The sequence below is a fragment of the Pseudomonas serbiensis genome (assembly GCF_030580745.1).
In the GTDB taxonomy this organism is placed as follows: Bacteria; Pseudomonadota; Gammaproteobacteria; order Pseudomonadales; family Pseudomonadaceae; genus Aquipseudomonas; species Aquipseudomonas serbiensis.
Map to the genome: position 1 here is coordinate 90545 of NZ_JAUQOO010000010.1, position 24851 is coordinate 115395.

The window sequence follows — 24851 nt, forward strand, 5'->3', positions numbered from 1 at the left end:
GCCTGCGCAATGCTTCCCTGACTCTCGCCGCCTGCCTGTGTTTGAGCAGCGGTTACACTTTGGCCGCCGACAAACCGCTGCTGCAGGAAGGCAAGAAAACCCTGTTCCAGCGCGTACTCACAACGCCCGGATGCCACTTGAGCACAGCCGCCGGTGGCGCTCCCGGCGCGGAGCAACCGGCGTTCAGCCGCTTCTATGTCTATGAGCATGCCACCACTGGTAATGCTGAATGGCTGAAGGTCGGCCCTGACAGTTTCGGCAAGACCAGCGGCTGGTTGCCTGCTGCCTGCACCGTGGACTGGAAGATGCAGTTGACCCTGGCCTTCACCAACCCGGCCAACCGCGACCGGTTGATGTTTTTCAAGGAGCGCAAGACCCTTGAAGGCATCCTTGATGCGCCGGACCCGGTAAGCCATGTTGCCCCGCTGCGGGCCAAGCTCAAGCAGAACACGCTTGCGCCGGGCGTACTGGCCCAGGAGCCGGAATACTTCATCGACATGCAAAAGCAGTTCTATCTGCTGCCGGTCCTCAGTGGCGAAGAAGTCATGACCGAGGCAGGCTTTCGCACCCGTATTCTCAATGTCGCCTCGGTCAGCAAGGCTGATTCGGCAAATCTCGGGCAAGCGGGCCAGACCGGTGCAGCACAGGGTCAGGGGCAGCAGCCTGTAGACGCCGCCAGCCAGCTCAAGGAGTTCAGCGCCGCAGTAGTGTTCGTGATCGATTCGACCATATCCATGGACCCTTACATCGAGCGTACTCGCGAAGCCATCAGCAAGGTCTATGCGCAGATTGCCAAGGAAAACCTTGGCCGCCAGGTGAAGTTCGGTCTGGTCGCATTCCGCTCCAGCACCCAGGCAGTACCGGGCCTGGAATACGTCACCAAGATGTACGCCGACCCCAATACCGTGAAAGACGGTGATGACTTCCTGGCCAAGGCCGCCGATCTCAAACAGGCGAAAGTGTCGAGCAAAAGCTTCGACGAAGACTCGTATGCCGGTGTCATGCAAGCCATTGAGCAGGTGGACTGGAGCCCCTTCGGCGCTCGCTATGTAGTGCTGATTACCGATGCTGGCGCTCTGGAGGGAGACGACAAACTGTCCAAGACAGGGCTGAATGCTGAACAGGTGCGCATCGAAGCCAGTAACCCCGGCGTGGCCATCTACACCCTGCACTTGAAAACCGCTGCCGGCGTCAAGGACCACGCCAAGGCCGAGGCCCAGTATCAGGCGCTGTCCACCTACAGCGGCACCAACACTTCGTTGTACTACCCGGTGGATGCCGGCGACCTGAATACCTTTGGCAGCAAGGTCGATACCCTGGCCAGCGCCATTACCAGCCAGGTGAAAGCCGCCTACATGGGCGACGATGCCATTGGCAGTGCCATGAACGCCAAGGCCACCCCCGCCGAACAGAAGATGCTCGACGATGCGGCGCTGATCGGTCATGCCATGCGCCTGGCCTATCTGGGTGAGAAAACCGGCACTCAGGCACCGCCGGTCTTCCAGGCATGGATCGCTGACCGTGACCCGATCAAACAGAACGTCCCGACCACTGATGTGCGGGTGCTGCTGACCAAGGCACAACTCAGTGACCTCAGCGACGTGCTGAAAAAAATCCTCGATGCCGCCAACGAAGGCCTGATTTCCCCGAGCGAAATGTTCGGCCGCCTGCGTTCGGTTGCCGCCACCATGGGCACCGACCCCAACCAGCTCAAGCAAAACGGCACCGCCAAACTGTCGGAGCTCGGCGTGCTGGGAGAGTACCTGGAAGACCTGCCCTACCACAGTGAAGTGTTGAACCTGGATGAAGAAACCTGGAAAAGCTGGGATGGCCTGGCTCAGGAAAAATTCATTCGCACCCTTTCGACCAAACTGCGCCATTACCAGGTGTACAACGCCGATGTGGACCGCTGGGTATCACTGGCAGAAGGTAGCGACGCCCGTGACAACGTCTACCCCGTGCCGCTGGAAATGATGCCCTGACATGCTCCGGATCAAGGGACTGAAGATACAGCGAGGAGTCGGCGCAAGTGCGCACCGGGTTCATGTGCCAGAGTTGAATCTGGCACGCGGCGCAGTGCTGGCGATTACTGGTGAGAGCGGTTGCGGCAAAAGCACATTGCTCGAAACGCTGGGGCTACTGCTGGCTCCCGACGCACTTGGACAGTATCAGTTGGGCAGTCAGGACATTGCTGCCCTGCTGGCCGCCGACGATCAAGTGGCACTGGCCGATGTGCGCGCCCGTTCACTGGGTTTTGTGCTGCAAAGCGGCGGGCTGCTGCCTTTCCTCAAGGTCCGGGACAATATCAACCTGCCCAGGCGCCTGCTGGGGCTGAGCAACAAAAGCGATCATGTAGAACGGGCCATCGCGGCTCTGCATCTGGAACCCTTGCTGGAAAAACTGCCTCAGGCGCTGTCCATCGGTGAGCGGCAACGGGTTGCCTGCGTGCGCGCCATTGCCCATCAACCGCAACTCCTGCTGGCTGACGAACCCACAGCGGCACTCGACCCCCACAATGCACGACAACTGTTCGAGTTGCTGCTCGGGCTGGTGGACGAACTGGGCCTCAGCGCGCTGGTGGTTTCCCATGACTGGGGGCTGGTGGACAGCTTCGGTCTGCCGCGCCTGAGTGCAGTCAACCTGCCGGGGGAAACGCGCTTTGAAACGGTCCATTGAGCGCCTCTGCCTGTTGGCAGGCCTGGCTCTGGCCGACCTCTGGCATGACCGAAAGGTGTCCTTGTGCATAGCGGCCTCGCTGGTGGCAGTGATTGCTCCCCTGCTGTTGTTGTTCGGACTCAAGCATGGCGTGGTCAGCCAGTTGCAGGGTGAGTTACTTCGCGACCCACGCAATCTGGAAATCAAGCTATTGAGCAGCGGCAACTATGACCAGCAATGGCTGAGCGCACTGCAACAGCGGCCGGAAACCGGTTTTGCCCTTGGTATGACCCGCTCGCTCAATACCCAAGCCGACCTGATCGGCAGCAAAGGCCGTTTTGTCGACAACGCCGAAATCATTCCCACCGCTGTCGCAGACCCGTTATTGAACATGCCTGCCAGCGCACTTCTGCCTGACCAGGTGATTCTCAGCTCTGCAGCTGCCGAACGTCTTTCCCTGATAACCGGCGATACCCTGCGCCTGCGTGTGCAGCGACGTCTGGACGGAGCCCTTGAAAGAGGCGAAACCTCCCTGACCCTGGTTGCCACCCTGCCCGCTGCGGGCTTTTCGCGTCCGGCGGCATTCGTCCATCCCGAACTGCTGCTGCAACTGGAGCGCTTTCGCGATGGCTATGCGGTCGATGCCCTTGGCGCCACAAGCGGCCAGCCATCAGAACGCCTGACGCCCCGCTATGCTCGCGCCCGCCTGTATGCACGAGACATCGAAAGTGTCGCGCCGCTGGAGCGCTGGCTGAACGCACAGCACATTGAAACCGGTAGTCGACTGGCCGATATCGAGAATGTCAAAGCGATAAACCATGTGCTGGGTGTGATCTTCGGAGTCATTGCCGGTGCAGCCTTGCTGGGCTGTATCGCTTCGTTGGTGGGCGCCTTTCTCGCCAATATCGATCGCAAGCGCCGCAGCCTGGCTTTGTTGCGACTTATGGGTTTTACCGGCCCGGCCGTTGCAGGCTACGTGGTCTTGCAAGCCGTAGTGCTCGCATTGGCAGGCTATCTCGGCGGCCTGTGTTTCTACCTTGCCGGAAGCCAGGCCTTTAACCAACTACTGGGTGGACAACGCATCACCGGCAGTTTCGTTTGCCACATCACCCCTTTGCACGGCCTGGCAGCGCTGGCGCTCGCCCTTGCAGTCGCGGCGCTGGTCGCACTGGTCGGTGCCACACGGGCTATCAGAATCCAACCTGCGGAGAGTCTTCGTGAACTCTAGACACTGGCGCCACTTGCTGTTTGTGCCACTAGCCCTGGCCAGCCTTCAGGCTTCGGCTGCCTGGGAAGAGAAACTCTACAACCCAATGCCCGCTGCAGAAGATGTGGTATTGCCCATGCCTTGCGACGGCGCCATGGTGTTTCGCAAAGTATTCATTCCCCTGGCAGGCCCGCTGGACGACTACCCCATCAATATAGGTGGCGACAACAGCGAATGGGGCTATGTGGAACAGACTCACCCGGCATTCATAGCGGGCAGCTTCACCGCCGAGAAAACCGCCAAATCGCGTTACTACCTGCTGGCCAAATACGAGATGACGGACCTGCAATACCGCGCCCTGACGCAGGCAGAATGTCCGACGCCCTCGAACAAGCAACGCTTTCCAGCAGTCTCCCTGAGCTGGATGCAGGCCATGGAAGCCGCCGACAAATACAACCTGTGGTTGCGCCAGAACGCAGCCGACAAGTTGCCTAAGGAAGATGGAGTGGCCGGTTTTGTGCGTTTGCCGACCGAAGTGGAATGGGAGTTTGCAGCTCGCGGCGGGCTGAATGTCAGCACTGCCGAGTTCCGGGATCTGCGCTATCCGATGCCAGACGGACTGAACGCTTATGAATGGTTCGCCGGTGCCCAGTCTTCCAACGGCCAATTGCAACTGGCGGGCCTGCTCAAGCCCAACCCCCTGGGCCTGCACGATATGCTCGGCAACATCGATGAGATGATGTTCGAGCCGTTCCGCCTGAACAAGCTCGACCGCCAGCACGGTCAGGCCGGTGGCTATGTGGTGCGCGGTGGCGACTACCGCACGGCCCAGGGTGAATTGCGTAGCGCTTTGCGCAAGGAGCGCAATTACTACGAAGACAAGACCGCCGCTACCAGCAAGACTACAGGTCTGCGTCTGGCACTGGTGTCCAGCACTCTCACCTCCCGCGAGCGGGTCAGCAGTATTGAAAGCAGCTGGAAAAAACTTGGCACCGGCAGTGGCGAAGCAGCTCAAGGTAACGACAAGAATGCCGTGCAGGCGCTTGGCACTCTGGCTTCGGGGGTTGCCGACGAAGCCTTGAAGGAACAGCTCAAGACCCTGGAAAACCAGCTGCGCGCCAGCAACCAGCAGCAGGAAGAAACCCGTGACCAGGCCATACGCGCCAGCCTCAATCTGGGTGCGTTCCTGTGCACCAAGATGCTCGACGACGGCAAGTACCTGGACTTCCTGCAGAAGAACTACGAGCTCAACTGCTCGGCAAGCGAGCAGGACAGCAGTTGCCCGATGCGCAAAAGCAAACTCGACGAACAGAAAGATCGTCTGCACAAGCTAAGCCGCTACTACGCCAGCAGTCTGGTGGATTCCGGCACCCTTTATGGCGAACCGCTGTTGGCCCGACAAGTACCGGTCATGGGTGAAATCGTCGCCCGCAACGAACAGCTCAAAGAGCTCAAGCCGTATCTGCAGACCCACTGGGTCAATCAGCAGGCCTTTCTCAAAACCCAGAAAATCGACACCGATGCCTGGCTTGGCCGCTGCAAGGCCGTCAGTCAGTAATTCGATGCACCGTTTACCACCAGGAGCTGTAGCATGAAACAAGTATGTGATTATCTTCCCAAGGCCATGCTGGGCCTGTTTCTGTCCGTCAGTCTGGTACTGGGCGGTTGCGCTCACACAGGCAGCAATATGCTTGGCGAGACCGGCACGGCACCCGACCCTCGCCTGACCCAGAGCGCCGACGCCAAGTTCTTCTCCTCCTCGGGCCTGACAGCCTGTGCCGGCGCTGCAGGAGTGGGCATTCTGGCGTGCGCAGTGGCCAACCCCAACGACAAGGTCAAATGCATGGTGGTAGCCGGTATCGCCGCATGCGGCGTGGCCATGGGTGCCAACTATTACTACGACTATCGCCGCAGCCAGTACTCCAACACGACCCAGCGTCTGCAGTTGATGAATGACGAAGTCAAAGCCGATACCGATAAAGTCGCCTTGCGTACCGCCACCCTGCAGCAGGTGATCAACGACGACAAAGGACGTATCGCCGATATACAGAAGTCAATCCAGAACAAGACCGTGGACAAGGCCAAGGCCCAGCAGGAAATCGCCAGCGTCGACAGTAACATCACGCAAATGCGCAAGGACCTGGACGGCATGCGCAACAAAGTGACCGAATACCAGAAAACCGCGCAACTCGAGCGTACCAACGGCGGCGGCAAGCAAGTTACCGAAATCGAAGGTGAAATTGCCAAAATGAACACCAAGGTCGCGTCCCTGCAAAAGGAAGTCGACGGCCTTTATAGCCAGCGCTCGGCTATCACTCTGGGTTGAGGTGGACATGATCATTCGCGCATTGCTGGTCAGTTCAGGGCTGTTGCTGTTGGGTGGCTGTGCCACTCAACCTGGTAGCTGCGACTCAAACAATACCGAGGCCAGCCTGATCACCAAGATGAACTGCGATCATTCGGGTGGCTACAGCGACCAGATCCGCCAGCGTGAGCAGGCATTGGCGGCGGCACGCAACGAAAACGCCGCCTTCCACGAGGTCTACGACAATCTGGTGGCCCAACAGCAAGCCACCAGCAAAAACCTGGCCGAACAACAACGCCAACAGGCCGTGCTGGACACGTCCATGAGCAAACTGCTGGGTCAGCTCAAGACCCGTCATGCCAACAAGTCCCAGGTTCAACAGCAGATCGCCGACCTGGAAAAACAGATGGCCGCTCAGAAAAAACTCACCGCCAGCACAGATCCGTCAGTAATCGAAGCCCGCAAGCTGGAGCTCAAAACCCTGCAGCAGAAGGTTTCAAGGCTGCAACTCAGCCTCGGCTACGAATGACCCTTTCTTGAGGCCCTGCGGGGCCTCTTCCTGTTCTGGACCCGCACCATGCAACGCATCACCCGCGACGCCACATCCCATCCTCCAGAACTGCTGCGTAGCCTGGAAAGCAAGGTCGAACTGCTGCACCGTCACTTTCCGCCCAGTGTTGCCAGCCTTTATGCCATCCCGCGAGCCGGAACCCAGGACACGCTGCAATGGTGGTCGGAACTCGGAGGCCAGCCGCTGACCTATGAAAGCCTTGGCCCCACAGCACGGCAAGCGCTTCTGGCTCGCTACGAACAACGCCAGCAGGCCATCCGGCAATTGGCGGATGAGCTGAAAGCCCGCGGCAAGACCGAGGATTCTCAGGCACTGAACACCCTGATCGGTGCGCCGGATCTGAACAATCTCTACAGCCTGAACGATGAACCGGTAGTGGTTCGCTGGGGCCTGAAACCCAAATTGCCACCCGTTGTACCACCCGTTTCCAGTCCCGCGCCTTCACCCGGAGTGACGTCAAATCGCTGGTGGCTGCGCATTCCCCTGTGGTTGCTATTGTTGCCTTTGCTGCTTCTGTTGCTGTGGCTGCTCTGGACCTGGCGAGGCAGCTTGTGGAACCTGATTTATCCAACGCCCATAGAAAGTTATGCCTGCACCGCGAACGCGCCCAAACCGGATTTCGTGGTGGTGCTGGACACCTCCGGCTCGATGAACATCAACATCAATGCAACGGCCGCAGACGAAGAATGGCTTTCTCAGGTAGGTCAGAGCCTGCCTGAAACCAACCCTAGAAAAGCCCGCCTGCTGGCAGAACCCACCCGCATGACAGTGGCCAAGCAATCCTTTGCGGCCATGATCGATCAACTGCACCCGGACATCGATACCCGCCTGATTACCTTCAGGGGCTGCGCCAATACGGTGGATCAGGGCTTGTTCGGCCGCAACGCACGGCCACAGCTGATTGCCGGCGTCAACCAGCTTCAGGCAGATGACGGCACACCTTTGGCAGACAGTCTTGCCAAGGCAGCCAGCAAGGTCGACGGGCGCTTCAAGGATGCGGTCGTGGTGATGTTTGTCGACGGAGAAGATGGTTGTGAGCAGAACGCTTGCGAGGTGTCGGCACGTATCGCCAGCCAGCAGCCACGGCTGCGAGTGAACGTGGTCAATATCAGTGACAGCGCCCTGTCCAACTGCATCGCCGAAAACACGGGAGGCCGGGTCTATGCGGCAAACAATGCCGTAGAGGTGCAGCGCATGCTGCGTGAAGCCATGGATGAGGTATCGGACAAACCGAACTGCTCGGGCGAGCAGAGGCCATAACGATCCGGAGAATGGCCTGAAGCGGCTCACGCCGCTTCAGGTTGTTACTTGCCGGAATGGCTTCAGACGTCGAAGCGATCCAGGTTCATCACTTTGGTCCAGGCTGCAACGAAGTCGCTGACAAACTTCTCCTGGGCGTCAGCACTTGCGTAGACTTCGGAGATTGCCCGCAGTTGAGCGTGGGAGCCGAAGACCAGATCGACGCGGGTACCGGTCCATTTCACCTGACCGGTCTTGCGATCACGTCCCTGAAAGCTGTCGTTGGCGCCTGAAGTCGCATTCCACGCTGTCCCCATATCGAGCAGGTTGACGAAGAAGTCGTTGGTCAGCGCCTCTGGCCGCTTGGTAAACACGCCATGCTGGCTGCTGTCGGCATTGATATTCAGGACCCGCAGGCCTGCCAGCAACACGGTCAGCTCAGGCGCGGTCAGGGTCAGCAGTTGCGCCTTGTCCACCAGCAGCGCTTCGGCCGATACCTTGTAGTTGCCTTTCAGATAGTTACGGAAGCCATCGGCGATGGGTTCGAGGAAACCGAAGGATTCCACGTCGGTCTGCTCCTGCGAAGCATCGGTGCGGCCCGGTGTGAATGGGACCTTGACGCTCTGCCCGGCATTGCTGGCTGCTTTTTCGATGCCTGCGCTACCCGCCAGGACGATCAGGTCGGCCAGGGAAATCTTCTTGCCGCCAGCCTGTGCGCTGTTGAATTCGGCCTGAATCCCTTCAAGTGTTTTCAGTACTTTCGCCAGTTGTTCAGGCTGGTTGACCGGCCAGTCTTTCTGCGGAGCCAGACGGATACGCGCACCATTGGCACCGCCGCGCTTGTCGGAACCACGGAAGGTCGACGCCGATGCCCATGCGGTGGACACCAGTTGCGAAACAGACAGGCCCGAAGCCAGGATCTTGCTCTTGAGGGCTGTAACGTCGCTGTCATCCACCAGGGCATGGTCGAGGGCTGGAAGCGGGTCTTGCCAGAGCAGTTCTTCGGTGGGGTTTTCCGGCCCGAGATAACGTGCCAGCGGCCCCATGTCGCGGTGGGTCAGTTTGAACCAGGCGCGGGCAAAGGCGTCGGCCAGTTGATCCGGGTTGGCGAGGAAGCGACGGGAAATCGGCTCATAGATCGGGTCGAAACGCAGCGCCAGGTCGGAGGTCAGCATGCTCGGTGCATGACGTTTGGCTGGATCGTGGGCATCAGGCACAGTGCCGGCGCCCTCGCCGTTCTTCGGCGTCCATTGATGTGCGCCTGCCGGGCTTTTGGTCAGTTCCCAGTCGAAGCGGAACATGTTTTCCAGGTACTCGTTGCTCCACCTGGTTGGCGTGGAGGTCCAGGTCACTTCCAGGCCGCTGGTGATGGTGTCGGCGCCCTTGCCGGTGCCAAAGCTGTTTTTCCAGCCAAAGCCCTGCTCTTCCAGACCAGCGGCTTCAGGCTCGGCGCCTACATGGCTTGCCGGACCTGCACCGTGGGTCTTGCCGAAGGCGTGACCGCCCGCGATCAAGGCAACGGTTTCTTCGTCGTTCATGGCCATGCGACCGAAGGTTTCGCGAATGTCCTTGGCGGACTCGACAGGGTCCGGGTTGCCTTCAGGGCCTTCCGGGTTTACGTAGATCAGGCCCATCTGCACGGCGGCCAGCGGATTTTCCAGGTTGCGCCCTTCACTGTCGGTGCGCTTTTCTTCGCTGCCATGCAGTTCAGGCTCGGCCACCAGAACGCCCTCGCCCGGTGGCTGCGCGTCCTTGCCATAGCGGGTTTCACCGCCCAGCCAGGTGGTTTCAGAACCCCAGTACACGTCTTCTTCTGGTTCCCACACGTCAGGGCGACCGCCGGAGAAGCCGAAGGTCTTGAAGCCCATGGACTCCAGCGCCACGTTGCCGGTGAGGATGATCAGGTCGGCCCAGGAGATCTTGCGGCCGTATTTCTGCTTGATTGGCCAGATCAGGCGACGCGCCTTGTCCAGGCTGACGTTATCCGGCCAACTGTTGAGCGGCGCAAAACGCTGCTGACCCGCACCGGCACCGCCACGCCCATCGGCTGTACGGTAAGTGCCAGCACTGTGCCAGGCCATGCGCACGAACAGCGGACCGTAATGGCCGAAGTCGGCTGGCCACCAGTCCTGGGAATCGGTCATCAGGGCATGCAGGTCTTTCTTTACGGCCTCCAGGTCGAGGCTTTTGAACGCTTCTGCGTAATCGAATGCCTCACCCAGAGGATCGGACAAGGATGAGTGCTGATGCAGGATCTTCAGATTGAGTTGCTCTGGCCACCAGTCTCGGTTCGTTGTACCACCACCTGCTGCATGGTTGAACGGACATTTTGATTCGGTTGACATTTACGGCTACCTCTTGGTCTGCATCCTGCTATCCGGCCAGGCCTGAAGCCCGGGCCGCGACAGATGATGTCTATGGCATATACAGGGCCCACGCTTGTATGGGCTCCGTTCTCACGGCGGTGCTCGTTATCGACCATCAAGTAACTGTCTCAGGGCTTGGGTCGGCATCGATTAGCCTAGACGAGTCCATGATGCAGAGCTAGAGAGGAATCTGACAGGCAACAAAAAAACCGCGGCCACCCTGAGCGGGCGACAGCGGGTTTCGGATGTTGCGCAGCTTACTTGCTGTCAGGCAGCGCGTAAGCGATCACATAATCGCCACGATCAGGGGACTGACGGGCACCACCGGCAGTGATGACGATGTACTGCTTGCCGGTCTTGGGCGAGACATAGGTCATCGGGCCACCCTGGCTGCCAACCGGCAGACGGGCTTTCCAGGCTTCTTCGCCGTTGGCGGAGTTGAAGGCGCGCAGGTAGTAATCCTGAGTACCGGCGATAAACACCAGACCGCCCTGAGTGGACAGCGTACCGCCCAGAGTCGGCATGCCGATCGGCAACGGCAGGTGCATCTTGACACCCATGGGGCCTGTGTCTTCAACAGTGCCAACCGGCACTTGCCAGGCGACTTTCTGGGTCTTCATGTCGATGGCGGTCAAGGTGCCGAAAGGTGGCGCCTGACAAGGAATACCGGCCACCGACAGGAAGCGGTTCTTGTTCACGGCGTACGGTGTGCCCTTGAGCGGTACTGCGCCCATGCCAGTGTTCAGTGCTTCGCCACCGGAAGATGCCTTGGCATCTTTTTCCTGGGGAACCATCTGGATCCACAGGCCCAGACGCATGTCGTTGACGAAGATGAAGCCATGCACCGGATCCGTCGAAATGCTGCCCCAGTTCAAGCCACCCAGAGAACCCGGGAAGCTCAGCGAGACGTCAGTGCCCGGCGCGGTGTACAGGCCTTCATAACGCATTTTCTTGAACGAGATACGGCACATCATCTGATCGAATGGAGTCGCACCCCACATGTCCGACTCCGTCAGGTGTGGCGCACCGATCTGTGGCATGCCCACCGACAGAGGCTCGGTCCTGGAGTAAGGCTCGTTGGGAATGTTGGACGGCTTGACCGGGATCTCGTCAACCTGGGTCAGTGGCTGACCAGTGGCACGATCCAGCACGAAGATCTGACCGGCCTTGGTCCCGATCACCACTGCAGGCACCTTGCTGCCATCTGCTTTGGTGAAATCGATCAGGCTTGGCTGCATCGGCAGGTCAAAATCCCACAGGTCGTTATGAACGGTCTGGTAGACCCACTTCTCTTCGCCCGTGGTGGCATTCAATGCCAGCACGGAAGCGCCGTACTTGTGATCCAGCGCAGTACGTTCCACACCATAGATGTCGGTGGACGAGCTGCCCATGGGCAAGAACACGGTGTTCATCGCCGGGTCGTAAGACATCGGTGCCCAGCTATTGGGCGTACTGCGCACATACGTGCGGCCTTCAGCCGGTGCTGTCTTGTCTTCAGGGTTGCCTGGGTCGAACGCCCAGCGCATTTCACCGGTCACCACATCGAAACCACGGATGACGCCACCGGGCATGTCAGCCTGAACGTTGTCAGCGACACGACCGCCGACAACCACTGTTGTACCGGCCATCAAGGGTGCCGACGACAGTTGGTAGTAAGCATCCGGGACCTTGCCCAGACCGGCTTTCAGATCGACCTGGCCATTATTGCCGAAGCCCTGGCAGAACTCGCCGGTATCGGCATCCACGGCAATCAGGCGCGCATCAATGGTGTTGGTCAACAAACGACGCTGGCAATTGGCACCCGCCGGTACAGAAACGGCCTTGGCTGGCGTGCTGCCGTCGGTTGGTTGAGCAACGGCTGCGGTGGCATCGAAATAAGCCAGGCCACGGCAACGCTGCCAGACCGCCGCCTGAGCGTTGATCTCGTTCTTCCACAGCTTTTTGCCGGTGTCGGCGTCCAGCGCAATGATGTTGTTGTGCGGGGTGCAGATAAACACCTTGTCGCCCACCTGCAACGGAGTGGTCTGGTCTTCAGCACCATTACCATTGCTGATTGCGATGTCGCCGGTGTTGTAAGTCCAGGCCGGTACCAGCTTCGAGACGTTGCTGCGGTTGATCTGATCCAACGCCGCGAAACGGCTACCGCCTTCATCGTTACCGTAATGCTGCCAGTCTTTCTGTGCCTTTGCCGGGTCGACGCCAGTCAGGCCCGGGCCGTTTCCGGTAGGCGAAACCGAAGCGTGAGGCACGAACATTCCCGCACCCGCCGCAACAATCGCGATGGCCAGAACACCACCCAGGGCATAACCGGAACGACCCGCTTCCCGGCCATTCGCCTTACGCAAGGCCGGGTAGATCAGCGCCACCAACAGGCTCAAGACACCCAGAGCGAACAGCCGCGAAATCAGCGGCCAGAAGTTCAGCCCTGCATCGGCCAGCGCCCAGATCAGCGTCAGCACCATCACTGCTGCGAACAGCCAGGCACCCGCCAGGCGTTGTTTGAAGAGCAGGACACCTGATGCGATCAGGCCAAGACCGGCCAGCAGGAAATACCAACTGCCGCCCAGCGTGACGAGATAGCCGCCGCCTGCGGCGAAAAGCAATCCAAATACCAGCACCCCCAGAGCGACAACCCGGATGGGCCAGCGACTGAAGGATGCCGAAGGTTGAGACTTAGTCATGTTGCATGATCCCGCTGATGCATGAACGTTGCGAAGGAAAGAGTCTTTCGAGCAGCTTGAAACAGAAGCCGCTGAAGGGTTTTTCAGGGGCTGGGCATCCTTTCTGATGCCAGCAAAAATTATTAACTAAACGGTTAATATTGGTAACGATACCAAAAAAATCTTTATCCGCGTCAATTTGTCACTCTCACAAAATGAGAATAACTATTACATAAACAGTAACAATCCACTCATCTGGAAAGGAATGAAAGTGCCGATGGGAATCTTCAGCGACATTGGTCAGAATACGGATCAAGGAATCGTTCTCATCCGCAGGTGCTTCTCATGCAACTCCACCACCCCGCTGGCGCACGTGCTCATATTCTGGCCATAGAAGATGATCCACTGCTGGCAGCTCATCTTCAGAGCCACCTCAGCGAACGCGGTTTTACGGTGACCCTGCGCCATGACGGCGACGAGATTCTGGAACTGGTACGTTCGCAGGACTTCGACCTGATCCTGATGGACATCATGCTGCCCGACAGCAACGGCCTGGAAATCCTGGCCCGGCTGCGCCAACGCCAACGCTTGCCGGTGATCCTGATGTCGGCACTGGGCGCCGAGCAGGATCGTATCGTCGGCTTCAGCCAGGGCGCGGATGATTACTTGCCCAAGCCCTTCAGCATGCTGGAGATGGATGTACGTATCGACGCCATTCTGCGCCGCGTGGCGTACGAGCATGAAGCACAGACAAGGATCGTCAGTAATGAATCGCAGTTGACCTTCGACGAGCAGCGCGCCGACGTCTGCCTGAATGACCAGTGGGCCGATCTGAGCACCACCGAATACCGGATTCTGGAAACGCTGGTACGACACATGGGTGAAGTGCTGGGCAAGGCTTTCCTCTATCAGCAGGCCATGCACCGGGCGTACTCGCAGCATGACCGCAGCCTGGACATGCATGTCAGCCGCATCCGCCGTAAATTGCAGGCCATCGGTTATAACGACAAGCGCCTTGAGACGGTGCGGGGCATGGGTTACGTGCTGACCCGGTTGACGCCATGAAGCTGCCCAATCGCCACTCACTGCTATGGAAACTCATCGGTGGCCTTGCCCTGCTCTGCCTGCTGATGGCCAGCCTGCAAACCGACCTGAACCGCAGACTCAACGAGGCGACAGAGCGGTTATCCGAACCGACCAAGCGTGCCCTTAACGACTACGCACGACGGGCCGAAGCCGCCTGGCAGAAGCGCGGCGCCAGCGGAGTCGACGAGGTGCTTCGCGAGCTGCGCAGCCGGGAAAAGGTCTGGGCTGTGGTCGTGGACAGACAACAGAACTCGCTGTCTTCACAGCCTTTGACGGAGCCGGAACTGGAAAGGCTGCATTTCGTACGCAGGCTCGATGGCATGGTGGGACGCCCCGGCGGTGTGCCTACTTTTTACATCCCGTTCAAAGACACTGAAGCACGCCTGGTAATGGATCTGCCCGGCCACTTTCATCCTCGCCAGCACAACGAGCTGTGGGACCTGCTGCTGCAAAAAGTGCTTCCTGCCAGCCTGGCACTGCTGCTGGCCGCTCTGCTGTACCGCATTCTGATCTCGCCCATCGTGATCCTTCACCGCCAGGCCAATGCCTTGAGCACCGGAGATCTGGCGGCGCGAGTCGAGCCACAGGTAGCAGAGCGCCGTGACGAACTGGGCGAGCTGGCACGAGCCTTCAATCAGATGGCCGGGCGTCTGGAGAACACCGTGGTCTTTCAGCGCCGCCTGCTGCGCACACTGTCCCATGAATTGCGCACACCGCTCAGCCGCTTGCGGGCAGCCGGCGAGCGTGAACTGGATATCGACACCATGCGTCAGCGCCAGGAACGCGAAGTGCAGATCATGGAAAAGCTCATCAGCGACACCCTGGAGCTCGTGTGGCTGGATACCGAACGCCCTGCTCTGCCACTGGAAACCGTAGAAGTGAAAGAGCTGTGGAACCTGTTGTGCGAGGACGTGTGCTTCGAGACCAACTGGCCCATGGAGCGGCTGCCATGCGACTTGCCGTCCGACTGCTACGTCAGCGGCAACCTGAATGGTCTGGCGCAGGCGTTGGAAAACATTCTGCGCAACGCCATTCGCCACTCTCCGAATGACGGCGTGGTGCGCCTGACCGGTTGCCGCGAAGGTGGCTATTGGCACCTGTGGATCGAAGATCAGGGGCCAGGTATCGAGCCCGAAAAACTGGAGCATGTCTTCCAGCCGTTCACCCGCCTCAACGCTGAACGCCCGGGAGGTGAAGGCTTCGGCCTTGGGCTTTCCATCGCCCGCAGCATCGTTGAATTGCAGAACGGACAAATCTGGGCAGAGAACGCCACACCGGGGCTGCGCCTGCATCTACGTTTGAGAAGTGTATAAAGTGTAAAAAAGATTTACTCACATATGAGAATAAATACCATCTGCATCCAGTCCGGCAGCAGAGAGAGCCCACGCCTCTCTGCACGCCATGAATGTCACAGGAGTGTTGCAGATGCATCCGCGATTCAAGCTCAGCCACCTTTGCCTGGCCCTGCTGGCCGCCTGCCCGTCAGTGGCGATGGCCGAAACGCCAGAGTCCATCCGATCCGAAAAGACCGATGACTCCGTCCAGTTGGCCGACACCCATGTGGTGGCCACTGCCGAGCAAGAGCTGAAACAGGCATCGGGTGTGTCGCTGATCAGGGCCGATGACATCAAGAAACGCCCTCCGGTCAATGACCTCTCCGATATAGTGCGCAAGATGCCGGGCGTCAACCTGACCGGCAACAGCGCCAGCGGCGCACGTGGCAACAATCGCCAGATCGACCTGCGCGGCATGGGGCCGGAGAACACCCTGATCCTGATCGATGGCAAACCCGTCACATCGCGTAACTCCGTACGCTATACCCGCTCCGGCGAGCGTGATACCCGCGGCGACAGCAATTGGGTACCCGCCAGCGAAGTCGAAAGCATCGAAGTACTGCGCGGCCCGGCTGCGGCCCGTTACGGCTCGGGCTCCATGGGGGGCGTGGTGAACATCATCACCAAACGACCGACCGAATCCCTCACCGGCTCGGTCACCGCCTACACCAACCTGCCGGAAGACGATGCGGAGGGCATGACCAAACGCACCACGTTCAGCCTCGCCGGCCCGTTGACCGATGCCCTCACCTTCCGTGTCTACGGCAACCTCAACAAGACCGATGCGGACGATGCCGACATCAACCAGGCACATACCGATACAGCCTCCGGGGCATCGCTGGCGGCAGGTCGCGAAGGTGTGCGCAACAAGGATATAAACGGGCTGTTGAGCTGGGCGCTGGACACCAACCAGACCCTCGACTTTGAAGCCGGTTACAGCCGTCAGGGCAATATCTATGCAGGTGATGTCGGCACTGGCGGCACAGACGCGCTGGTCAACGGCAGTACCGTCAACAACTGGCTGGGCCGGGAAACCAACACGATGTATCGCCAGAACTTCTCGGTCACCCATAACGGTGACTGGGCGTTCGGCACTTCACGCCTGCTGGCGCAGTATGAGAAGACCCGCAACAACAGGTTGCTGGAAGGACAGACCGGTAGCGTCGATGGCGATATCAGTGCCAATGCGGACAAGAGCACCAGCACCTATGACAGCTACCTGCTGCAAGGACAACTGGATATCCCGCTGGAATTCCTGCGCCCGCAGACACTGACTGTCGGCGCCGAGTGGAACCGTCAGGAGCTGGATGATCCCAGCACCATGGACCGCGACATCGGCACCACGCTGCCCAACTCGGCAGCCGGGTCGCGTCCGACCGACATGGACGCCACCATCATGGCTGTGTTCCTCGAAAACAATATCGAGCTGACGCCAAAATGGTTCCTGACTCCGGGCGTACGTCTCGACCATCACGATCAGTTCGGCGCCAACTGGAGCCCAAGCCTCAACTCCTCCTACAAGCTGACCGATGACATCACACTGAAAGGCGGTATTGCCAGGGCCTTCAAGGCACCGAATCTGTACCAGTCCAACCCGAACTACCTGTACCGCAGCAACGGCAATGGCTGCGCACCGAGCCTGAACTCAACCGGTTGCTATGTGCTGGGTAACGAAAACCTCGACCCGGAAATCAGCATCAACAAGGAATTGGGCATCAGTTTTGTCAGAGATGGCTGGAGCGCCGGGCTCACCTATTTCCGTAACGACTACGAGAACAAGATCGTCTCGTCCAACGACCTGACCGGCCGGACGGCGAACAACGAGGCCATCCTGCGCTGGGACAATGCCGAGGATGCCGTGGTCAAGGGCTGGGAAGGCAATATCGGCGTCCCGCTGCTGGGCCAGAACGGCGACATCCTGAGCTGGAACACCAACCTCACCTACATGCAATCCAACGAGGATGATGACGGCAACCCGCTGTCGGTAGTGCCCGAATACACGGTCAACACCATGCTCGACTGGCAGGCTACCGAAGCGCTGTCCCTGAGCCTTACAGGCACCTACTACGGCAAGCAGGAACCACGAGTCACCAACCCGCTTCGGGGTGTCGCCGTCACGGCAGAGAACGAGATGAGAACCCTCGATCCTTACCATGTCTGGGGTATTGGCGGGACTTACGAGATCAACAAGAACCTGTCGATCGGTGCCGGTCTCAACAATATGTTCGACAAGCGTATCTATCGCGAAGGCGCTGGCACCAGCGCGGGTGCCAGCACTTACAACGAGCCGGGACGTTCGGTCTATGCGTCCATCACCACGTCGTTCTGAAGCTGACCTGACGCTTGTAATGCAGGCCCGACCGGGAAACCGGTCGGGCCTTCATGCGCACGCGGCCTGATGAGTATCACCCATGAAAACACGATCCTTTTCCTGGTCCACCGTCTCCCGGATTGTCGCCGCGCTGCCGGGTGGATATCTGTTCACCTATGCCTTTACCGCAGCACTGGCGCGCCTGTTGCCGCTGGACAAGGTTGATGCGCTGGTGGTCTCCACTTTGCTGTCCTTTGTGGTTTACACCCTCGTCATCCTCTGGGCCTTCAGTTGCCGCAGCGCCTGGCGGGCCTGGGGCGGTCTGACATTGGCGTTGCCCTTGGCAGCCGTCGGCTTCTGGCCGCAATTGCTGGAGCAACTGGCATGAAACACAAGACCCTCACTCAATCGCTGGCCTGGCTGCACACCTGGAGCGGCCTGGTCTTTGGCTGGTTGCTGTTTTCGATCTTCCTCACCGGAACCCTGGCGGTGTTCGACAAGGAAATCGATGGCTGGATGCGACCGGAAATCCCGGCGCACTCGTTCGATCAGACGCAAGTGACGCAGCGCGCACTCGACTACCTGCAAGCCCATCACCCCAAGGCCAGTGCCTGGAACATCGGTCTTCCCAACGAGCGATCACCCAGTCTGGTGGTTTCCGCCGGGGAACAGCGACGCGGTGGCGGCACCTATCTGGACCCGTACACCAGCGAACCTCTGGATGTACGCGCGACGGCAGGTGGCGGGTTCTTTTTCCTCTTTCACTTCACCCTCAACCTGCCGCGCAATATCGGCATCTGGATCGTAGGCCTGGCCGCCATGGTCATGCTGGCGGCACTGGTCAGCGGTATCGTGATTCACAAGAAGTTCTTCAAGGAATTCTTCACATTTCGTCCGGCCAAGGGCCAGCGCTCCTGGCTGGACGCCCATAACGCCACAGCCGTGCTGGTACTGCCGTTTCACCTGATGATCACTTACACGGGGCTGGTGATTTTCTACCTGATCTACATGCCAGCGGCGACAGATGCTCTGTTCGACGGCAACCGCGATGCCCTGAGTCGTGCAATCCGTGGCGGGCCGACAACCGAGCAACAGGGTCAACGGCCAGAACAATCGGCAAGGCGTGGCGAGGCAACGAGCACAGCAACGCTGACACCGTTAGGTCCGCTGCTGGCTGAGGCCGAGCGATTGATGGGGCCGGTGGCCGGGTTCTCTATCCAGAACCCCGGCAGCAGCGCTGCCAGAATCGAAGTGCGGCCCGTGCTGGGCAACCGTATCGAACTGACCAAGGGCCAGAGCATGCTGTTCGATGGCGTGACCGGCAAGATCCTGCGCCAGCCTCCAGAAAGTCGCCCAAGCCTGCTGACCCAGAAAGTCATGGCCGGCCTGCACTTCGCCCAGTTCGGCGGCTACCCGATGCGCTGGCTGTACTTCATCTGCGGCCTGGCCAGTTGCGCGATGATCGCTACCGGCATGGTGCTGTTTACTGTCAAGCGACGCCGACGCCACGACAATGAAGGTGCCATCGGCGCAGCGCTCTACCACAGTGCCGAACGCCTGAACGTCACCGTAATCGCGGGCTTGATGCTGGCCTGCGTCGCGTTCCTGTGGGCTAACCGCCTGCTGCCGACAGAACTGGCCCAGCGCGGTCAGTGGGAGATCCGCGTGTTCTTTATCGTCTGGCTGTTGAGCCTCGGCCATGCCATTGTCCGACCATGGCTGGCCGCCTGGCGCGAACAACTGGCCCTCACCGCCCTGCTCTGCATCAGCCTGCCGCTATTGGCACTGACCACCACAAATCGCGGCGAACATTTCGTTCTGGAAGCCACGACCGTAGTCCTCGGCATCCTGCTGGGCTGGACCTGCTGGAAAATAGGCCAACCCGCCAGGGAACGCCCCGCAAAACACCCCTCCACCGCCACAGCGCAGGTCAACTGAATGAGCATTGCATTGATCACCAGCCTGCTCCTGGCCTACAGCGGCATGCTGGGTTTGTGTCTGGGGCTGGAGCGGCATTACAAACAGCTGTCGCAACGCCCGCCGTCCAAAGCATTACGCCACACCCTGCGCAGTGCCGGCTGGCTGGCATTGGCGGGCAGTTTCCTCAGCAGCGTTCAGGTCTGGGGCTGGGCCATGGGACCAGTGGGCTGGCTGGGGCTGGTTTCAATGACAGGCCTGGCGCTGGTCTTGTTGCTGCCGTATGCCATACGACTGGCCGTGGGAGTGAGTGGTGCGGGTTGGATACTGCTCGGGGTGTTCACCCTCTCGGCATAGGAGCGAACTCATTCGCGAATGACGATTTTTCGCGAATGAATTCGTTCCTACCGGGTTTTACCCGAGGGACGGCTCTTCATCTTCGTCTATCGGCGGGTTTACCGGCAGATCAGGATCGTCGCTCTGGTCATTGATGAGATCATCAAGCGCTGGATCGGCCTCGGGCAGGGAGTCCGGTTCATACCCTGTTTCGTTATCTGTCGGTCTGGTAGCGGGGCTTTGCGAAACATTGCCCGGTGCATTCTCATCAATTTCCATGACCACTCTCCGCGTGAAGCGCAGGATATCCGCGCCTTATAGTAAGAAACGCGATAGATCCGGGAGTGCAAGGGAAACGATGAGTGGCGGATTATCAGCCCGGATAACGAGTCTCCATGACCACAGACAAGGCATCCGGCCTCCAGAACTCCTGATCGAACTCTACGGGCTGGTCCTGCTCACCAAAATTCAAGCGCTCCAGATACAAACTGCTCGACCCCACTGTCAGCTGCAATAACTCGGCCTGATGCTCATCCACGATGCTGTTGTGCATGGTCAGTTCGCAGCGGGACTGAACCCGCCTGAAGCGCTCCCTCAGCACTTGGGTCAGGGAAGTATTCAAATCGGCTTCCAGCAATCCCGGACACCAACTGGCAACCAATGCGTTGTATTCCAGCAGCACCGGACGACGATCAACCCAGCGGCGACGTTGCAGATGAAAGACCGGCTCATCGGCAGACCTCAGCCCCATTCGCCTGGCCAGCCAACTGCCCGCAGCACGAAGTTCGGCACTTAAACATTCGGTCACGGGAGTTCGGCCCTGTGCGGCGACGTACTCCATGAAACCGGTAATGCGGGTCGGATCGTAGCGAATGCGTTGCGGGCTGACGTACCAGCCTCGCCGGTTTTCCCGATACACCTGGCCTTCGGCCTCCAGTTGCTGCAAGGCCTGGCGCAATGTCACCCGCGTACAGCCGAAACGCTCGGACATCTCGCGCTCGGAGGGGAATTTCTGATCGGCCCGCGGTGTTCCGCCAGCGATATCAGCAGCGATCTCATCACGAATACGCTGGTAATGAGGGGGTATTGGATAAAAAGGCATGCATGAGTCCGAGTGATCAATCAAACGATGTTATGACGATAAACTGCTGCCGGGCGGGCTTCCTGACTCAACAGATCACGCCTCCAGGCCAGATAGCCGTAAAACGCCAGTACCACGAATCCCGCATACAGACCCGCAGTCAGGTGCAGGTCCTTGTGCCAATACATGCCGACATACAGGCAATCCAGGACAATCCACAAGACCCAACTGACCACATACTTGCGGGCCGCCCACACGCTGGCGACAAGGCTGAAAGCGGTCAGTGAGGCATCCAGCCAGGGCACGGCTGCATCCGTGAAGGTCGCCATCAGGCTACCCAGCAACACCGCGCCCAATGCGCCAACCGCCAGACTCAATACCGCACCGCGCGCTGACAGGCGCGTCACATGGACCTTGCCTTGGTCGAGCCCTCCCTGACTCCAGCGCCACCAGCCATACCCCTGAAGAAAAGCAAAGATCAGTTGCAGGAGCATGTCCGAATAAAGTCTGGCCTCGTAGAAGATCCACACATACAACAGAACCGCCACCACACTCACCGGCCAACACCAGCGAATGCGCTGAGTGGTCAGCCAGACGCCGAGGATATTGATGAGCACGGCGATTATTTCCAGGGTTGACATGCTGTTCCCCTCGACACAAATGCCTTATTGCTGCAGATCCAGCGCCTGTTGTTTGAGCTCACGCTTGCGGGTTACGGGCAAATCTTCCTGATCACCGTAAGGGGCGCTGTACCATTTGCCATAGGTGGGATTGGGCAGCAGGAACCAGCGCTGTCCCAGCCAGGCCAGATAAGGCGCCGCAGCCTTGCGCTGGGCGGCGAGGTTGTTGCTGTCGGCCTGCACGAAATCACCGAATGAATCCCCCACCAGCATCAGCACACGGGCATGGTTGGCCACCCATTGGCGGCGGCAGGTTTTACCGTAGCCATCCTTTTCACAGTGTCCGGTGGGCGTTGCAGCAGCCAGGACCTGTTGCGCATCGCTGATCGGGAAACCGCGCAACCGCAGGTTCCTGACCGTAGCCTCGACCTGCGAATGTTCGCGGTTGGTCAGGTAATAGACCTGAACGCCGCGCTGGCTTGCGGCCTGAAGGAAGGTGACGGCTCCAGGCAAGGCCTGTGCTTTGGCCTGCTCGACCCAGAGGTTCCAGCGGTCATAGGAATAGGTCTGGTCATTGCGGATATCCCTGGCATTGAGCGGTACGTTATCCAGCAGGGTTTCGTCGATATCGACGATGACTGCCGGTGGCAATCCTGTGAGATTACGCGCAGGTTGCGGCAAGGCATCCCAGGCAGGATCTGCCAGCGCCGCATCCAGTTGCCGGGTGGCGCTGGCAAACACCTGACGGTAGATCAACTCATGCTCGATGGACGTTTGCGTCCACAGCACGGCATCCAGTTGATCGTTGGCCGGTGGTCGCTGCTGACAGCCGGCGAGTGCGGCGAGTACGGCAAAAGTGCCGCCGATAATGAGCTTGCCCATGGTTGACCTCAGAAATTCACAGTGGCTGACAAACGCGCCGTGCGAGGAGCGCCGGGGAACAAATAACCGTCGCCCATGGACTCACCGACATCACGCCAGTAGCGCTTATCGAACAGGTTATCCACGGTCAGACGTAACACGGTGTCGTAACCTTCGACCCTGGTGCTGTAACGACCACCGACATCGAATACCGCATAGTCGTCCACTTTTACATTGCCCTGGCGGTTGGCGTACTTGCTGCCGCTGTACTGCACGCCGCCAAGCAGCGCCAGACCGTTGAAACCGGGAATGCTGTAGTCGCCATGCAGGCTGGCGCGAACCTTGGGAACGTTGATCGCCTGATGGCCATCGTAAGCATCGGTGCCACTGTCGGTAACCCGAGCCCGAATGGCAGCGACGCTGGCCGATACTTGCAGGTTCGAGGTCAGGTGACCGTTGGCAGACAGTTCCAGACCGGTATTTTTCTGTTTGCCCTGCTGCACATAGGTAAAGGTGCCGTCGTCATTGGGCCGGGTGTACTGATAATCCTGGGTGATCTGGAACAACGCGGCGGTCAGGCTCAAACGCTGCCAGTCGTGTTTGACTCCCAGCTCTATCTGCCGGGAAGTGGTGGGCGGCAGAACCTCCTCGGCATTAGTGCTGAACCAGGATGCTTCACCTCCCAAAGACAAACCTTTGCTGTAGCTGATGTACAGGGACGTGTCCGGGCGCGGCTTATAGATCAGGGCCGCTTGCGGCAGAAACTCCGAACGGGTCGTGTGGCGGGTCGTGGCGCCGGAGCTGTCGTAGGTTTCTTCGTCGAGGCGAATCTGACGCCCACCCAGAACGGTCTGCCACTGCTCGTTGAAACTGATCCGGTCGGTGGCGAACAGGCCGTATTGTCGGCTGTCGAGACGCCGATAGCTGTTGCCCAGTTCCCCGGAATAGGGTTCGAGGGTTTCGGGCGTGGAGCCAATGACGCCAGTACCGATAAATTCATTGATCGACGATCGGCGATCCACAACACGACGAAAAGCCGTCGTGCCGAAGGTCAGGTCATGCTTGAGGGTTCCGGTGCCGAACTGTCCATTGATAGCCGCCTGAGCTTCGTCGTTGCGGCGTGTATCGTCAGGGCTACGGTAGTCGGAAATGTCGTATTCACCTTCCGGGCTGAAGTAATTGGGTACCGCCGCGCTCGCACAACTGGCAGAACCATAGCAACCCCAGGCAAAGGTGCTGTAGTCGTCAATCACCACACGACTGCGGGAGGCACTGAAACTGGCTTTCCACGACTCGTTGAAACGGTACTCATACAAGCCATCGAGATTCAGTGACTGGATACCCACCGGGTTGGACCAACTCTGGTAAGCCAGCAGGTCCTTGGGGTTCACTTTATGGGGCACCGTTGTACCGCCCAGCAACTGGTAGCCCGGCACAGAACGCTGTTCGCGGTTCTGATATTCGGCGTTGAGTTGCAGCACGCTGTCGGGGTTGATATTCCAGTCCACCGCCAGGGAAGCGAAGTCGCGCTTGCCATCCGCATGATCGACGTAGGAACGGATGTCTTCGTGCGCCAGGTTGGCCCGTACACCAAACTGTTGCTCGCTACCGAACCAGCTTCCCAGATCCGTCGCCAGATAACGCTCGCCCTGCTCGTTGGTGGACACCGTGACCGAACGTACATTGTCGGGCCGCTTGCTCACGTAATTGACCAGCCCACCGGGCTCCGACACACCACTCTGCAAACCGGCCAGCCCCTTGAGCACTTCAACCTGCTGCTTGTTTTCCAGAGCAACGTTCTGCTCGCCGGTGATGGTCCGGCCATTGATCTTGTAACTGCTGGCCGAGTTGAGGGCAAAACCGCGCACCACGAAGTTTTCGTAGTAGCCGACGGGTGCGTAGCTGTCGCCCACCGAAGCGTCGTTACGCAGCACTTCACTGAGTAGGCGCGCTTGCTGATCCTTGAGCCGTTGTTCGGTGATCACGGCTATCGATGCCGGGGTATCCAGCAGCGGCGCCTGATCAAAACCGCCCACCGACGCCTTGCTGGCCTGATAGCCGGTATCCTGCTGACCAATGACAGTGACTGCCCCCAATTGCACGCTGGTATCTGAAGCCGTCGAGCCATCGGCCCATGCCACACCGGCCAGCAGGCCATTCCCCACGCCACAGGCCATCAAGACCCCAACTCTCAACAGGTTTGGCGAAAACCCTGGGGCGCATGTTCGATGAAACTTAACCATGAAAGCTCCTTGGTGGGCGCTGCATACCGACGCGATTTGCCAGGCGCAGGGCCGCAAAT

Annotated in this window: 20 protein-coding genes; 13 read left to right on the plus strand and 7 right to left on the minus strand. The window is 59.4% G+C overall.

The window, feature by feature from the left end:
• Positions 1–2: 2 nt before the first annotated feature.
• The 7 genes from Q6A51_RS14625 to Q6A51_RS14655 all read left to right on the plus strand — a co-directional run bounded on the left by Q6A51_RS14625 (position 3) and on the right by Q6A51_RS14655 (position 7998).
• Positions 3–1982, plus strand: a complete 1980-nt coding sequence (locus Q6A51_RS14625) for a vWA domain-containing protein (protein WP_405046152.1) — start codon at positions 3–5, stop codon at positions 1980–1982.
• A 1-nt stretch (position 1983) separates the two neighbouring features.
• The gene (locus Q6A51_RS14630; RefSeq protein WP_122321365.1) at positions 1984–2676 is read left to right on the plus strand and encodes an ABC transporter ATP-binding protein; all 693 of its coding nucleotides are present in this window, start codon (positions 1984–1986) and stop codon (positions 2674–2676) included.
• A complete protein-coding gene (locus tag Q6A51_RS14635) occupies positions 2660–3883 on the plus strand; it encodes an ABC transporter permease (protein WP_304575101.1) in 1224 nt (407 codons plus the stop codon). Before Q6A51_RS14630 ends, Q6A51_RS14635 begins: the two co-directional genes overlap by 17 nt.
• 85 nt (positions 3884–3968) lie before the next feature.
• Complete coding sequence (locus Q6A51_RS14640; protein WP_304575153.1) at positions 3969–5420, plus strand: formylglycine-generating enzyme family protein; 1452 nt, start codon at positions 3969–3971, stop codon at positions 5418–5420.
• A 33-nt stretch (positions 5421–5453) separates the two neighbouring features.
• Positions 5454–6188 (plus strand): hypothetical protein, encoded by a 735-nt coding sequence (locus tag Q6A51_RS14645; protein ID WP_201019163.1) that lies wholly within the window; start codon positions 5454–5456, stop codon positions 6186–6188.
• Positions 6189–6195: 7 nt separating this feature from the next.
• Positions 6196–6696, plus strand: a complete 501-nt coding sequence (locus Q6A51_RS14650; protein WP_025260439.1) for a hypothetical protein — start codon at positions 6196–6198, stop codon at positions 6694–6696.
• A gap of 48 nt (positions 6697–6744) precedes the next feature.
• A complete protein-coding gene (locus Q6A51_RS14655) occupies positions 6745–7998 on the plus strand; it encodes a vWA domain-containing protein (RefSeq protein WP_201019162.1) in 1254 nt (417 codons plus the stop codon).
• Positions 7999–8060: 62 nt separating this feature from the next.
• On the opposite strand, the gene katG is transcribed toward Q6A51_RS14655, so the two are convergent.
• Positions 8061–10322 (minus strand): catalase/peroxidase HPI, encoded by a 2262-nt coding sequence (gene katG, locus Q6A51_RS14660; RefSeq protein WP_304575102.1) that lies wholly within the window; start codon positions 10320–10322, stop codon positions 8061–8063.
• A gap of 278 nt (positions 10323–10600) precedes the next feature.
• A complete protein-coding gene (locus Q6A51_RS14665) occupies positions 10601–13024 on the minus strand; it encodes a glucose/quinate/shikimate family membrane-bound PQQ-dependent dehydrogenase (protein WP_304575103.1) in 2424 nt (807 codons plus the stop codon).
• A gap of 324 nt (positions 13025–13348) precedes the next feature.
• Here Q6A51_RS14665 and Q6A51_RS14670 point away from each other — a divergent pair, with 324 nt between their 5' ends.
• From Q6A51_RS14670 to Q6A51_RS14695, 6 genes are all read left to right on the plus strand, one after another.
• Positions 13349–14068 carry a response regulator transcription factor gene (locus Q6A51_RS14670; RefSeq protein ID WP_201019159.1) on the plus strand — a complete coding sequence of 240 codons (720 nt, stop codon included), beginning with the start codon at positions 13349–13351 and terminating at the stop codon, positions 14066–14068.
• Complete coding sequence (locus Q6A51_RS14675) at positions 14065–15402, plus strand: sensor histidine kinase (protein WP_304575104.1); 1338 nt, start codon at positions 14065–14067, stop codon at positions 15400–15402. The genes Q6A51_RS14670 and Q6A51_RS14675 overlap by 4 nt, the downstream gene beginning before the upstream one ends.
• A 112-nt stretch (positions 15403–15514) precedes the next feature.
• Positions 15515–17752 (plus strand): FepA family TonB-dependent siderophore receptor, encoded by a 2238-nt coding sequence (locus Q6A51_RS14680; protein ID WP_304575105.1) that lies wholly within the window; start codon positions 15515–15517, stop codon positions 17750–17752.
• Positions 17753–17834: 82 nt separating this feature from the next.
• Positions 17835–18122 (plus strand): DUF3649 domain-containing protein, encoded by a 288-nt coding sequence (locus Q6A51_RS14685; RefSeq protein WP_304575106.1) that lies wholly within the window; start codon positions 17835–17837, stop codon positions 18120–18122.
• Entirely contained in the window at positions 18119–19672 is a 1554-nt protein-coding gene (locus Q6A51_RS14690) for a PepSY-associated TM helix domain-containing protein (protein ID WP_304575107.1), read from the plus strand. The genes Q6A51_RS14685 and Q6A51_RS14690 overlap by 4 nt, the downstream gene beginning before the upstream one ends.
• Positions 19673–20008, plus strand: a complete 336-nt coding sequence (locus tag Q6A51_RS14695; RefSeq protein ID WP_201019154.1) for a DUF3325 domain-containing protein — start codon at positions 19673–19675, stop codon at positions 20006–20008. It begins immediately after the preceding gene.
• A 57-nt stretch (positions 20009–20065) separates the two neighbouring features.
• Here Q6A51_RS14695 and Q6A51_RS14700 read toward each other — a convergent pair whose 3' ends face one another.
• The 5 genes from Q6A51_RS14700 to Q6A51_RS14720 form a co-directional block, all read right to left on the minus strand.
• Positions 20066–20266 carry a hypothetical protein gene (locus Q6A51_RS14700; protein ID WP_201005312.1) on the minus strand — a complete coding sequence of 67 codons (201 nt, stop codon included), beginning with the start codon at positions 20264–20266 and terminating at the stop codon, positions 20066–20068.
• Between the two features lie 94 nt (positions 20267–20360).
• On the minus strand, positions 20361–21089 hold the full coding sequence (locus Q6A51_RS14705; RefSeq protein ID WP_201019153.1) for a GntR family transcriptional regulator: 729 nt from the start codon (positions 21087–21089) through the stop codon (positions 20361–20363).
• A 20-nt stretch (positions 21090–21109) separates the two neighbouring features.
• Complete coding sequence (pnuC, locus tag Q6A51_RS14710; protein WP_304575108.1) at positions 21110–21709, minus strand: nicotinamide riboside transporter PnuC; 600 nt, start codon at positions 21707–21709, stop codon at positions 21110–21112.
• A gap of 24 nt (positions 21710–21733) precedes the next feature.
• Entirely contained in the window at positions 21734–22570 is an 837-nt protein-coding gene (locus tag Q6A51_RS14715) for a 5'-nucleotidase, lipoprotein e(P4) family (RefSeq protein WP_304575109.1), read from the minus strand.
• An 8-nt stretch (positions 22571–22578) separates the two neighbouring features.
• Positions 22579–24726 carry a TonB-dependent siderophore receptor gene (locus Q6A51_RS14720; protein ID WP_304575154.1) on the minus strand — a complete coding sequence of 716 codons (2148 nt, stop codon included), beginning with the start codon at positions 24724–24726 and terminating at the stop codon, positions 22579–22581.
• Positions 24727–24851: the final 125 nt, after the last annotated feature.

Coding starts and splice junctions, on each gene's coding strand:
- Q6A51_RS14630 (WP_122321365.1), top strand. CDS start 1,984: ATGCTCCGGATCAAGGGACTGAAGATACAGCGAGGAGTCGGCGCAAGT.
- Q6A51_RS14640 (WP_304575153.1), top strand. CDS start 3,969: ATGCCCGCTGCAGAAGATGTGGTATTGCCCATGCCTTGCGACGGCGCC.
- Q6A51_RS14645 (WP_201019163.1), top strand. CDS start 5,454: ATGAAACAAGTATGTGATTATCTTCCCAAGGCCATGCTGGGCCTGTTT.
- Q6A51_RS14650 (WP_025260439.1), top strand. CDS start 6,196: ATGATCATTCGCGCATTGCTGGTCAGTTCAGGGCTGTTGCTGTTGGGT.
- Q6A51_RS14655 (WP_201019162.1), top strand. CDS start 6,745: ATGCAACGCATCACCCGCGACGCCACATCCCATCCTCCAGAACTGCTG.
- katG (WP_304575102.1), bottom strand. CDS start 10,322: ATGTCAACCGAATCAAAATGTCCGTTCAACCATGCAGCAGGTGGTGGT.
- Q6A51_RS14665 (WP_304575103.1), bottom strand. CDS start 13,024: ATGACTAAGTCTCAACCTTCGGCATCCTTCAGTCGCTGGCCCATCCGG.
- Q6A51_RS14670 (WP_201019159.1), top strand. CDS start 13,349: ATGCAACTCCACCACCCCGCTGGCGCACGTGCTCATATTCTGGCCATA.
- Q6A51_RS14675 (WP_304575104.1), top strand. CDS start 14,065: ATGAAGCTGCCCAATCGCCACTCACTGCTATGGAAACTCATCGGTGGC.
- Q6A51_RS14680 (WP_304575105.1), top strand. CDS start 15,515: ATGCATCCGCGATTCAAGCTCAGCCACCTTTGCCTGGCCCTGCTGGCC.
- Q6A51_RS14685 (WP_304575106.1), top strand. CDS start 17,835: ATGAAAACACGATCCTTTTCCTGGTCCACCGTCTCCCGGATTGTCGCC.
- Q6A51_RS14690 (WP_304575107.1), top strand. CDS start 18,119: ATGAAACACAAGACCCTCACTCAATCGCTGGCCTGGCTGCACACCTGG.
- Q6A51_RS14695 (WP_201019154.1), top strand. CDS start 19,673: ATGAGCATTGCATTGATCACCAGCCTGCTCCTGGCCTACAGCGGCATG.
- Q6A51_RS14700 (WP_201005312.1), bottom strand. CDS start 20,266: ATGGAAATTGATGAGAATGCACCGGGCAATGTTTCGCAAAGCCCCGCT.
- Q6A51_RS14705 (WP_201019153.1), bottom strand. CDS start 21,089: ATGCCTTTTTATCCAATACCCCCTCATTACCAGCGTATTCGTGATGAG.
- pnuC (WP_304575108.1), bottom strand. CDS start 21,709: ATGTCAACCCTGGAAATAATCGCCGTGCTCATCAATATCCTCGGCGTC.
- Q6A51_RS14715 (WP_304575109.1), bottom strand. CDS start 22,570: ATGGGCAAGCTCATTATCGGCGGCACTTTTGCCGTACTCGCCGCACTC.
- Q6A51_RS14720 (WP_304575154.1), bottom strand. CDS start 24,726: ATGGCCTGTGGCGTGGGGAATGGCCTGCTGGCCGGTGTGGCATGGGCC.